This window comes from Halomonas sp. Y3 (assembly GCF_024137965.1).
In the GTDB taxonomy this organism is placed as follows: domain Bacteria; phylum Pseudomonadota; class Gammaproteobacteria; order Pseudomonadales; family Halomonadaceae; genus Halomonas; species Halomonas mongoliensis.
Genome location: NZ_CP099975.1, coordinates 366,826 through 379,261, shown reverse-complemented (window position 1 = coordinate 379,261; position 12,436 = coordinate 366,826). Strand labels below are relative to the sequence as shown.

The window sequence follows — 12,436 nt, the reverse complement described above, 5'->3', positions numbered from 1 at the left end:
CAGGGCTCTCTCGTAAACCGAGAGAGCCCTGTCTGGCTTAGATCAGAACGTTCAGCAGGTTGGTCAGCAGACCACCGCTGTCGGATGCACTGACAATGTCGGCACCCAGCGCAGACACGGTGCCCGGCAGCATTTCCGGAATGCCGCTGCCCAGGTTAGCCATGGCCTGGCCGGCCCCTTCACCAACGCCGCTCAGCATGCCGTCGATGCCATTGCCAACGCCGGCAGTCAGCGGACCGAGTGTCTCGGCAGCATAGCTCTGCATGATCTCGGCGCCGGGCGCTGTGCTCAGAGTAGCGCTTTCAGAGACCAGGTTGCCTGCAGAGTCAAAAGCCTTGGTGCTGCTCTGCTCGGTAAAGGCAATGGCGCTCTCTGCAACGGAGTTCATGGCGCCGGCGCTGCTGACGATGGTGCTCTCGGCCAGCCCCTGCACGCCGTCGAAGGTGGTGTTGAGCGTGGTGTTGACAAGGCCATTCATGCCATCAATCACGCTGTTGACCAGGCCGTCCGCGTTAAGTGCAGCAGCGTTACCAACCGCCACGGCATCAACGCTGGAGCCACCGCCCAGTCCGCCCAGGTCAAGCAGGCCGCCCAGCAGACCACTTTCTCCACCTACAAGCCCGCCCAGCAGGCCACCTTCTTCGCCGCCGCCTACCAGACCATCAACCAGACCGGTCAGAGTCGAAATCGCCATGATGTCTAAATCCTCGATCGTTTCGTTTAATTACCGTTTGGGGCAAGGAGAAGTTTTTCACCAACCCCACTCATAAGCAAGCAAGCTTCATGCCAAAAAGAAAAAAATCAGGGCATCACCTTATCAACAGGGTTGTAATGCGCCAAAAGCTTGAATGAGAAGTGGCAAGACATTGTTTTTATTATAAAAAACAAAACATCCTCATTGCCTTGCCCACTGTCTAATAACCATGGGCCATCTTTTCAACCAAGCCATGTTTCATGCGAAAAGGAACACCTCTCATAAATGTAACGTAACATGGAACATTAAAGCGCATAGTATTGAACTGAAAGGCTCTGCCAAACAACACCAGCAACAAAGTAATATTACATAGAAACATAAATTGCGATCTAAAATAACCAAAAAATAAATCTTTTAACAATTTCAAGCAATTTAATGACTTTATCTGGCACCAGAACAATCACCGCAGCTTCGCCGCCACTCACCCTGCTCTTAGAGCCGCATGACGCTCCTGAAGAGAATGAAGGTGCCTAGAGCCTTGTGCTGGCTGTGCTAGCTTGAAAGGGCAGCAATTTTGCCCAACCCGAGCATTACATTTAACAATAAAGCAGTTACCATCGGGATACGAAGATCCCCAGCTCAAGGAGTCCACCATGTCCATTCGCGCCAGCATCAGCCCCCTGCAGAGCGACCCCTCAGCGCATGGGCGGCTCCATGAGTTCAGCGAAGCCCTTCCCCTGAGCGAACCAAGCAAGGTGCTGCTGGAGCTCTCCTTTCGTGAAGTGCATGTCATCGTGAGGGAGGGCCAGGACCTCCTGGTCGAGACCAAGTCAGGCAAAACCTTCAGGGTTCTGAACTTTTACCTGGAGGACGAAGAAGCCAGCGAGCTCTACTTCCTGGATGACAACGACCGCTTAGTCGCAGCCACCTTCCCACAGCCGATGAGCAACGGCCTTCAGCCGGTTGAGTACATATTCCTTGATGAGACAGCTGACAGCAGTGCCGCCCCGATCCCCCTACCCTTCGCGGTTGCAGCAGCAGGCCTAGGCGCCGCTGCTATAGCAGCAGTCGCCAGCAGCAGCAGCTCTGCAGCGGATGATGCGGATGCAGACGCCGATGCCGACGCGGATGCCGATGCCGATGCCGATGCCGATGCCGACGCGGATGCAGACGCCGACGCGGATGCCGATGCGGATGCCGATGCCGATGCCGACGCGGATGCGGATGCGGACGCCGATGCGGATGCCGATGCCGATGCTGATGCCGACGCGGATGCCGACGCGGATGCCGATGCCGATGCCGATGCCGACGCCGACGCGGATGCCGACGCGGATGCCGATGCCGACGCGGATGCCGACGCCGACGCGGATGCCGATGCGGATGCGGACGCCGATGCGGATGCCGATGCGGATGCCGACGCCGATGCGGATGCCGATGCCGATGCGGATGCGGATGCGGATGCCGATGCCGACGCCGATGCGGATGCCGACGCCGATGCGGACGCCGATGCGGATGCCGACGCGGATGCCGATGCCGATGCCGACGCCGATGCGGATGCCGACGCCGATGCGGACGCCGATGCGGATGCCGACGCGGATGCCGATGCAGACGCGGACGCCGACGCGGATGCCGATGCAGACGCAGACGCCGACGCGGATGCCGACGCGGATGCCGATGCCGACGCGGATGCCGACGCCGACGCGGATGCCGATGCGGATGCGGACGCCGATGCCGACGCCGATGCCGACGCCGATGCTGATGCTGATGCTGATGCTGATGCCGATGCTGATGCGGATGCGGACGCTGATGCTGACGCCGACGCCGACGCGGACGCCGATGCCGACGCAGACGCCGATGCGGACGCCGACGCGGATGCGGATGCAGACGCCGACGCGGATGCCGATGCGGATGCCGATGCGGATGCGGATGCCGATGCCGATGCGGATGCCGACGCGGATGCCGATGCCGACGCGGATGCCGATGCAGACGCGGACGCCGACGCGGATGCCGACGCCGACGCGGATGCCGACGCGGATGCAGACGCCGACGCGGATGCCGACGCGGATGCGGATGCGGATGCGGATGCGGATGCAGACGCCGACGCCGACGCCGATGCCGATGCCGATGCCGATGCCGATGCCGACGCCGATGCGGATGCCGATGCCGATGCCGATGCCGATGCCGACGCCGATGCGGACGCCGATGCGGATGCCGACGCGGACGCCGATGCCGACGCAGACGCCGATGCGGATGCGGATGCGGATGCGGATGCGGATGCAGACGCCGACGCCGATGCCGACGCGGATGCCGATGCGGACGCCGATGCGGACGCCGACGCGGATGCCGACGCGGACGCCGATGCGGATGCCGACGCGGACGCCGATGCGGATGCCGACGCCGATGCCGACGCGGATGCGGATGCAGACGCCGACGCGGATGCCGACGCCGATGCGGATGCCGATGCGGACGCCGACGCCGATGCTGATGGCGATCTGACCGTGGAAGCCGAAGTCGATAATGATGCGGCAACTATCAGCATTAGCGGTACCAGCACCGCTGTCGCCGAAGGCAGTGAGGTGGCGATCACCATCACCGACCAGAACGGCGACAGCGTCACCGCAACGGCCACCGTGGATGAAAACGGTGACTTCAGCGCCGCGGATATCGACGTCAGCGGCCTGACCGATGGTCCGCTGACCATCGAGGCCGTGGCCACCGATAACAACGGCAACGAGCTGACCGCCACGGTCACCGCCGAGCTGGATGCGGTGGACGCGGACCTGACCGTCAACGCTCAGGTCGATAACGACGCCGCCAGCGTAGACGTCGACGGTACCAGCGCCGATGTGGCCGAAGGCGGTGAGGTGGCGATCACCATCACCGACCAGAACGGTGACAGCGTCACCGCAACGGCCACCGTGGATGAAAACGGTGACTTCAGCGTGACGGATATCGACGTCAGCACGCTGACCGATGGTCCGCTGACCATCGAGGCCGTGGCCACCGATAACAACGGCAACGAGCTGACCGCCACGGTCACCGCTGAACTGGATGCGCTGGACGCGGACCTGACCGTCAATGCGAGCGTGGATAACGACGCCGCCAGCGTAGACATCGACGGTACCAGCGCCGATGTGGCTGAAGGCGGTGAGGTGGCGATCACCATCACCGACCAGAACGGTGACAGCGTCACCGCAACGGCCACCGTGGATGAAAACGGTGACTTCAGCGTGACGGATATCGACGTCAGCACGCTGACCGATGGTCCGCTGACCATCGAAGCCGTGGCGACCGATAATAACGGCAACGAGCTGACCGCCAGCACCAGCGTCGAGCTCGATCTGACCGCCCCGGACGCTCCGACGGCGGCGTTCAATGATGCCGGCGATGCCGTGAGTGGCGAGGCCGAGCCGGGCAGCACCGTGATCGTGCGCGATGACGAGGGCAATGAGCTGGGCCGCACCACCGCCGACGAGGACGGCAGCTACACCGTCACGCTGGACGAGCCGCTGACCAACGGCGAGGAAGTCGAGGTCACCGCCACCGACGCGGCCGGCAACGAGTCCGACCCGACCACCGCCACCGCGCCGGACACCACCGCCCCGGACGCTCCGGTCATCACAGGCGCCGTGGATGATGTAGAGCCGGCCGGCGATCTGGCCGACGGCGATGTCACCAACGACAACACCCCGACCCTGGAAGGGACCGCCGAGGCAGACAGCACCGTGACCGTGTTCCAGGACGGTACCGAGATCGGTACCACTACGGCCGATGCAGACGGCCACTGGAGCTTCGAGGTGCCGGCGCTGGCGGATGACACCGTCACGTTTACCGCCACGGCCACCGATGCCGCCGGCAACGTCTCCGCGGACAGCACCGGCTTTACGCTGACCATCGACACTGTCGCCCCGGACGCTCCGACCCTGGCGCTGGCTAACGACACCGGTGACGTCGACGGCGTGACCAGCGATGGCACCGTCAATGTGGGCGGCCTGGAAGAGAACGCCACCTGGGAATACTCCACCGATGGCGGTGCCAGCTGGACCGAGGGCACAGGCGACAGCTTTGAGTTGCCGGAAGGCGACTACGCCGACGGCGAGGTCCTGGCCCGCCAGACCGACGAAGCCGGCAACACCAGTGACAACGGCGAGCTGGGCGCGGTGAGCGTGGACACCACCGCCCCGGACGCTCCGACGGCGGCGTTCAATGACGCCGGCGATGCCGTGAGTGGCGAGGCCGAACCGGGCAGCACCGTGATCGTGCGTGATGACGACGGCAACGAGCTGGGCCGTACTACGGCCGATGAAGACGGTAGCTACACCATCGAGCTGGACGAGCCGCTGACCGATGGGGAAGAGGTGACCGTTACCGCCACCGACGAAGCGGGCAACGAGTCGGCGCCCACGGAGGCCACTGCGCCCCAGGCCCCTCCGGTACTCTCCCTGACGCTGGCCAACGATACCGGTATCGATGGCGATGGCATCACCAGCGACGGCACCGTCGAGGTGGGCGGCCTGATAGCCGGCGCCACCTGGGAGTACTCCATCGACGGTGGCAATAACTGGATCGAAGGCGACGGCGACAGCTTCGAGCTTTCCGCTGACGAATATGCCGACGGCGCCGTGATCGCCCGTCAGACAGTGGGTGAGCTGACCAGCCCGCCGGGCGCGCTGGGCGCCGTCGAGATCGTCGAGCTGAATGCCGTCGACGATGCCGCCGCGCTGGATCTGGGCGAGCAGTCCGTCACCGTCTACCCCTCTGAAACCGAGGAAAACGTTCAGGTGCTGGGTGTCGCCGAGGGCGAAGGTGGCGAACTCTCCGGCACCACCTTTACCGTGGCAGAAGGGCAGACCGGCGAGGTGGCACTGCAGGTCCAGCAGACGGCGCTGGTGGCAGTGGCCGATGCCTTCCGCGTCGAGGTCTATGACGAAGGTGGCAACCTGGTCTATGAGGGGGGCACCGACGATTCCATGGTGGGGGATGTCGGCGGCCTGGAAATCCTCGGCCTGACCGGTGATGACACCCTGACCGCGGTGCTGATCGGCCTTGTGCCGGGCGAGTACAGCGTGGTCGTGCGCAATGAGCAGAGCGCACTGGAGAACCTGCTGGTCAGCGACCCGGAGGATGGCGGCCTTGTTCTGGAGGAACTGGGCGATGCTGGCGTGGTGCTGGGCCCGGAAAACCAGGAACTGATACTCGACGCCGTGGAGGATGGCCTCAACGAGTATTTACTGGCAGAAGGACTTGATCTTGGGCTGGGTAGCGGCGTCAGGGCCCTGCTGGAACCCTTGCTCGGCACAGTCGACGGACTCGGCGTCGGAGAGGTGGTCGGAGTCCTGTCGGATGTCCTGAACACGCTGGGGCTTTCTGCCGCCCTCGATACCGTGGTCGACACCCTAGCCGAGGCACTGCTTAGCAATACGCTGACGGCTTTCCAGTTCACCGACATCACCACCACGCTGACCGAGTACAGCTTCGCTGCCAATCAGCCGGTCGAGGGCAATGTGATCACTGGAGAAGGCGAGGGCAACGAAGCCGACCAGCTGGTGCCGGGAAGCGAGATCTCCCAGGTTCAGCTCCTCGATGCCGAGGGCAACCCCTCCGGCGATCCGGTCATGGTGCCCGAGAGCGGCTCGGTGGAGATCGCCGGCCTCTACGGCGTGCTGACCATTGCCGCCGACGGCAGCTACAGCTACGCCGCCAACGGCGACCGTGACTCCCTGGGCGAGTCCGATACCTTTACCTATACGGTATCCGATGGCCTCAACGAAGCGACCGCCAACCTGACCATCGAAATCGACGGCGAGTCGCTGCCGGAGCTTGATGCTCAGCCGGATAGCGTCGCACTGGATATGGGCAATCAGTCCGCTGTGGTCAATGAGCCGCAGACGGAGAGTAATGTGTCGGTGCTGGAGGCAGACGCGCTGGTCGGTAGCGACCCCGATGCTAGCGTACCGCTGAGTGTAACGGACGATTTCATCGGAGACGTTCAGATCGAGGTCAGCCAGACCAACCTCGCTGCGGTAGCCAGCGGCTTTGTTGTCGAAGTGCTGGACGAGAGCGGGGAGGTTGTCTTTGCGGCCGCCACCGATGAGGACAACCCGCTACTGGCGGATATCGCCGGCATCGGAGTCCTGGGTGCTACCGGGCCCAACAGTCTGACCACCACTGCCGAAGGCCTGGAGAGCGGGAACTATACGGTCGTGGTGCGCAGCGACGGCAGCGCGCTTGAAAGCCTGTTGACGGGGCTTAGCCTGCAAGAGCTGGGGGATCAGGGCTTCGTTCTGGGGCCGGAGAACCAGGCAGTCGTGCTCGATACACTGGAGTCCGCTCTGGGGCCGCTGGTTGGTCCACTGCTGGTGCGTACCGTTGTCGAGCCGCTACTGAATACCGTAAACGGGCTGGGTGTGGATAGCCTGGTCGGCGTTCTGACAGACGCGCTCGACGTCCTTGGTCTTACCTCTCTCTTGGACGATGTGCTGGACGACGTGGCCGCCGCCCTTGTCGATAACACCCTGTCAGTGCTGGAGTTTACCGACATCACCACCACCCTGACCGAGTATGCCTTCGATGGCGATCTCTCGTTCAGCGGCAATGTGATTACCGGCGAGGGCGACGGCAACGTCGAGGACGGTATCGCCCAGGGTGGCGTGGTCACCCGGGTCGAGAACGCCAACGGCGAGATGGTCGAGGTGCTGGGCAGCGGCAGTGAGGGCGTCACCATTGCCGGACTCTACGGCGTGCTGACGATCTTCGAGAACGGCAGCTACAGCTATGACACCACCGGCGCCCGTGCCGGCCTGGGTCAGGAGGAGGTGTTCACCTATACGGTGACCAACGGCACCTTCAACCCTGACGGTTCCCGCGTAACCTCGGAGGCGACCCTGACCATCGAGATCGATGGCCAGGGTACGGCGGGGGATATCGCCTTCGCCGGCGTGGAGTATGACTTTGCCACCGAGCCGGGCCTCGATGAGCAAGGCTTTGTCAGCGATAGCTGGCTGCTGGGTGTGACATCGCGCACGGCAACCAGCGATCCCTTTACGGTAGAGCCGGGCACTACTCAGGATGTGACGCTGGATCTCTCTTCGGGGAATCTGCTCGGGCTGCTGGATGGAACTACCATTTCCCTGCAATCCCGTGATGCCCCCGATTCGGACTGGGAGACAGTTCAGGACTTCTCGGCCAACCAGCTGGTTGGGCTGCTGGGTCTGGGCGGAGGCGGGGAATTCACGATCCCGGGCCTGCAGGAGGGAGAATACCGCCTTGAGGTCGAAGTGACGGGTCTGAGTGTGGCTGGTGGCTACAGCATCGACCTTAGCTCCACCGTGACCCTGCTGGATGAATTTGCGGTGGATAGCGTATCCACCGCCGAGGGTAACCTGCTTGAGAACGATGTGCTGCGCGGCAGCGACTTCGAACTGAGCGTCTCCACCGATGGTGCGAACTTCGAGAGCACCGATGGCGGCCCGGTCACCCTGGATGGCGAGCATGGCACCCTGGTGGTCGAGGCCAACGGCAGCTATCTCTATACGCCGAATGAGCTGGATCACTTCACCACGCTGCTGTCCGAGACCTTTACCTATCAGGTAGCGTACCCGGACGGCCGCGTGGAGGAGGCCGAGCTGACGGTGTTTGTGCGGCCCTCCGGTGCCGGCGTCGATAGCGAATCGGCGAGCAGCGCGGATGCCGAGTTCATAATGGCCATGTTTGCCGACGACACGATCGATATCGACAGCGGGGACAGCTCAACCGAGGAGGAAGAGTTCGGAGAAGTCACCAGCCTCTTCGCCCAGGCAGAAGATGACGAAATCTTGCTGACAGGTGAAGACGACCTGCTGGAAACCGAAGCAGAGACAGAAGAGAACGATGATCCTCTCGCCGCCGAGCCGATGGAGGATATCGGCCTGCCGATGGACGGCTTCTCCACTTCCGAGGAGGACGATTCCGGCGCGAGTTCGGTCACCTACGGCTGATCCCACCGCCTCGACAGAAGGCCCCGGCACCTTGTGCTGCCGGGGCCTTTTCCTATCCCGCTGTCACCTGAATGACGGTGGCCTGGCTGCTAACCGCAGCCGATCTCGCTGATAACGTCATCGTCATCCAGGCGCACATTGAGGCGGTCGGGGCGGTAGTCGAGGGTGACGGCTTCGCCGGGGCGGATCACCCGCATGGGCGCCGCACCGCTCTCGGCGCGAATGGACTCCCCCAGCGCCTCGCTGTACTCGCGCCCCACGCGGTCCTGGACCTGGGCGGCGCCGCACTCGGCGCGGGCCTCCACCCGGGGCGGAGGGGGCGCCGATTCATGAGCCGGCGGGGAAGTCATTCCGGCGCAGCCGGCCAGCAGCAGGCCGGCCAGGGCCGGAAAAAGTGCCTTGAAAGGCATATTGTCTCCTGATCTTTGCATATCTTTCCATGACGAAATGCCGGAGCGGCCTGGCCACTCCGGACGCTATAACAGCATGATGTTGCTCAGTAGGTGGAGCGCTGGATCGCTTCGCCGCCCGCCTCGATATCCTCGCCGGCGCCGCGAATGGTGTTGCAGCCGGCCAGCAGCGAGAGAGCGAACAGCGACAGCAGCAGTATCGCAATCGTGCGTTTCATGACTTGCCTCCGTGCCTCTTTTCAGGAAATGCCCTTCTGCAATCTAGCACTGCCGGCCGGGCTCTGCCGCGCTACCCCAGCAGCAGCCGCAGGATGATGGCGCCGATCACCCCGATGGTCAGCCACTTGACCCAGAGCGCCCCCCGCGGGCTCACATTGACCTTTACCCCAAGCCAGGCCCCCAGCATGCTGCCCGCCGCCAGCACCAGGCCATAGCCCCAGCGCACCTGGTCGTTGAAGACGAAGACCAGCAGCGCCGGCAGGGTGTAGAGCAGCACGATCAGCACCTTGAAGGCGTTCACCTGGCCCAGGTCGATCTTCAGCATGCGGTAGAGCACCACGATAAAGAGGATCCCCACCCCGACCTGGATAAAGCCGCCGTAGAGCCCGATGACAAACATCGCCAGATAGATCGCCGGCGTCAGGCGCTCCGCGGTAAGCGGCCGGGTATCGAGCCGGGGCTGGGGCAGCAGCATCAGCACCGCCGACCCCGCCATGACGCTGATCAGGATCGCCTCGAAGAGCGCATCGCTGACCTGCAGCGACAGCCAGGCGCCGAGCAGCGAGCCCACCACCGCCGGCGCCGCAAGACGCAGCGAGAGCCCCACATGGCGGGCACCGGCGCGGAAAAAGCTGGCCACCGCGGCGACGCTCTGCAACACGATGGAGACCCGGTTGGTGCCGTTGGCCGCCTGGGGGGAGAGTCCCAGAAACATCAGCAGCGGCAGGGTCAGCATCGAGCCCCCCGCCGAGAGCACATTGATGAAGCCGGCCACTACGCCGATGGCGAGCAGGGCCAGCGCTTCGAGCAGGGTCATGGGACCTCCTTGTCACGATGCCCGGGCAGAAGCGCCAGCATAGCCGGTGTCAGGGTAGAACTCGAGCCGTGCCGCTGTGTCATGATGGAGGTCCACGACCCGGCATGAGGAAAGGACATGGCCGATCTCAGACTCGATGAACGCCTGGAAAACGACAGCTACCCGATCACCGAGCTGCCGCTGTGTCAGCTGCGCCTGATGGACGATACCCGCTACCCCTGGCTGCTGCTGATTCCGCGACGCCCGGGCGTCAGCGAGGTCTTCGACCTGGACGAGGCCGACCAGCAACAGCTGTGGCGGGAGACGAGCCGCATCGGATGCGCCTTCAAGGCGATGCTGGGTGCCGACAAGCTCAACGTGGCGAGCCTTGGCAATGTGGTGCCCCAGCTCCATGTTCACCTGGTGCTACGTCACCAGGACGACGAAGCCTGGCCCGGGCCGGTATGGGGCCAGGGAGAGCCCCGCCGCCACGATCTCGACTCCCTGGCCGCCATGCGTGACCGGGTGCTGGCCATGGTGGAGGGGCTCGACCTCGACTAGCCGCCCAGGGGGTGGCGAGGAGGCGCTCCCTCGCTGGAAGGGCTTGCCGCCGGGGCGCCGCGGGACGCGGGGTCCCCCAGCAGGGGCACCCCGGACGGCTGGCTTGCGCCGGTCACGCTGAGCGATATCCCCAGCGCCAGGATGGCAATACCGCCGGCAAGCGACGCCCAGTGCAGCAGCCGTCCGGCCCGTGCCGCCCGCTCCTGGCGGGCCAGGCGGCGCTCCGCCCAATCCCTGGCATAGACGCTGGCCAGCGCCAGCGCCGAGACGGTGAGCGCCGTGCCCAGGGACATCACCAGCACCGCGGCGACACCCACCAGGAAGTGGCCGAGCAGGGTCGCCGCTCCCAGCAGCAGCACCGCGCCGCTGCAGGGGCGGATGCCGATGGCCACCACCGTGGCCAGGGCGGTGCGCCAGTCGGCGGCCTGCGCCGGGTCCACATGGTGCTGGCCGCCACAGCAGTCATGGCCGTGTTGATGGTCGTGTTGATGACCATGGCGATGATCGTGATGCTGGCGCCCCTCACCGTGGGAGGACTCATGGCCATGAGCATGGAAAGCATGGGAATCGACGGCATGGGCATGCCCGGCAAGCGCCGGTCGCCGCCGCAGCTGCCGAACCGCCCGCAGGCAGAGCCACAGCCCCAGCAGCGCCACCATGATGAAGCTGGCCTGTTCCACCCATACCACGCTGCCCATGGCCTGGCGGGTCAGCCAGCCCAGGCCGTGCACCAGCACCACCACCAGGGCGATGGCGACCAGCCCCTGCAGCAGCGACGCCGCGAAGGAGAGCCCCAGCGCCCGGCGCCGCGCACCGCCCTGGGTGACCAGGTAGGTAGCGAGCACTGCCTTGCCGTGGCCGGGCCCCGCGGCGTGAAAGACCCCGTAGCCGAAGCTGATACCGAGCAGCCCCCACCAGGCGGTGGAGGAGGGCGTGCCCGAGAACTCGCTGATGGCTAGGGTCAGGGCGCGGTGAAAGTCCCGCTGCCAGGCCACCAGCTGGAAGCTGAGGCTCTGCAGCGCCTCCTGGAGCACTAGCTGCCAGGCCAGCAGGGTGAGCAGCAGGGCGCCTGCCAGCCATAGCAGCCGCTTGAACGTTACCGGCATACCACCTCCCCGGTCTCTGCAAAGTGGCGGCCCAGCCCCGGCTCGGCCTCGTCGGTGACGTCGAGCATGGCGGCGCGCATCACCATCTCGGGGTCGGGGTCGGCCTGATGGATGCGGGTCTCGCAGTCGAGTTCGCCGCCCACCCGCAGCGAGTCCTCGGCCGGTACGCCGTTCTCGTCCTCGTGCACCATCTCGATGTAGTAGGTGGGGTCGAAGACCTGGTAGCTCAGCGCCTGGCCGGCCAGCGGCTGGGGTTCCGCCAGCGGCAGCAGGAAGATGAACTCCACCCGGCCGCCGCGCTCCAGCACGGTATAGTCGTTGACCGGGTCAAAGGTCAGCTTGTCATCGCCCAGGCGCAGCTCGGTGTAGTAGCCGTAGGGCACCAGGTTGTCGCGGATCTCGCTGCCGAGCTGATCCAGGGCGGCGTCCAGCCCGCCCTCTCCCCCCGCTCGGCCCAGCTCCTCCATGACCACCAGGCTGTAGAAAGGGTCCATCAGCCAGGACTGATGCAGCCCGGTCAGCTGCCCTTCGTCGTCCACCACCAGGCGCATGCGCAGATCGATCCAGCCGTGGGGGTGCGCCTGGGCCAGGCCGCTGGCGGTCAGGCAGAGCAGGGCCAAGGCGGCCGTGCGGCAATAGCGTCGCAGGTCGTCCATCATTTCAGCATCTCTCAA

Annotated in this window: 8 protein-coding genes; 2 read left to right on the top strand and 6 right to left on the bottom strand. The window is 64.7% G+C overall.

Going from position 1 to position 12,436, the window contains the following annotated elements; genetic code table 11:
* Positions 1–37: 37 nt before the first annotated feature.
* A complete protein-coding gene (locus tag NHL60_RS01815) occupies positions 38–694 on the bottom strand; it encodes a hypothetical protein (RefSeq protein WP_253448192.1) in 657 nt (218 codons plus the stop codon).
* A gap of 653 nt (positions 695–1,347) precedes the next feature.
* On the opposite strand from NHL60_RS01815, the gene NHL60_RS01810 reads away from it, so the two are divergent.
* Positions 1,348–8,670 (top strand): BapA/Bap/LapF family large adhesin, encoded by a 7,323-nt coding sequence (locus NHL60_RS01810; RefSeq protein ID WP_253448189.1) that lies wholly within the window; start codon positions 1,348–1,350, stop codon positions 8,668–8,670.
* Between the two features lie 89 nt (positions 8,671–8,759).
* Here NHL60_RS01810 and NHL60_RS01805 read toward each other — a convergent pair whose 3' ends face one another.
* The 3 genes from NHL60_RS01805 to NHL60_RS01795 all read right to left on the bottom strand — a co-directional run bounded on the left by NHL60_RS01805 (position 8,760) and on the right by NHL60_RS01795 (position 10,116).
* Positions 8,760–9,080, bottom strand: a complete 321-nt coding sequence (locus NHL60_RS01805) for an I78 family peptidase inhibitor (RefSeq protein ID WP_253448186.1) — start codon at positions 9,078–9,080, stop codon at positions 8,760–8,762.
* Positions 9,081–9,166: 86 nt separating this feature from the next.
* Positions 9,167–9,298, bottom strand: a complete 132-nt coding sequence (locus tag NHL60_RS01800) for an entericidin A/B family lipoprotein (protein WP_253448183.1) — start codon at positions 9,296–9,298, stop codon at positions 9,167–9,169.
* A 71-nt stretch (positions 9,299–9,369) separates the two neighbouring features.
* Positions 9,370–10,116, bottom strand: a complete 747-nt coding sequence (locus tag NHL60_RS01795; RefSeq protein ID WP_253448181.1) for a sulfite exporter TauE/SafE family protein — start codon at positions 10,114–10,116, stop codon at positions 9,370–9,372.
* 117 nt (positions 10,117–10,233) lie between these two features.
* Here NHL60_RS01795 and NHL60_RS01790 point away from each other — a divergent pair, with 117 nt between their 5' ends.
* Positions 10,234–10,656, top strand: a complete 423-nt coding sequence (locus NHL60_RS01790) for an HIT domain-containing protein (RefSeq protein WP_253448179.1) — start codon at positions 10,234–10,236, stop codon at positions 10,654–10,656.
* Here the strand turns inward: NHL60_RS01790 and NHL60_RS01785 are convergent.
* Positions 10,653–11,762 carry a nickel/cobalt transporter gene (locus tag NHL60_RS01785; RefSeq protein ID WP_253448177.1) on the bottom strand — a complete coding sequence of 370 codons (1,110 nt, stop codon included), beginning with the start codon at positions 11,760–11,762 and terminating at the stop codon, positions 10,653–10,655. The genes NHL60_RS01790 and NHL60_RS01785 overlap by 4 nt on opposite strands.
* Entirely contained in the window at positions 11,753–12,436 is a 684-nt protein-coding gene (locus NHL60_RS01780; protein WP_253448175.1) for a DUF1007 family protein, read from the bottom strand. The genes NHL60_RS01785 and NHL60_RS01780 overlap by 10 nt, the downstream gene beginning before the upstream one ends.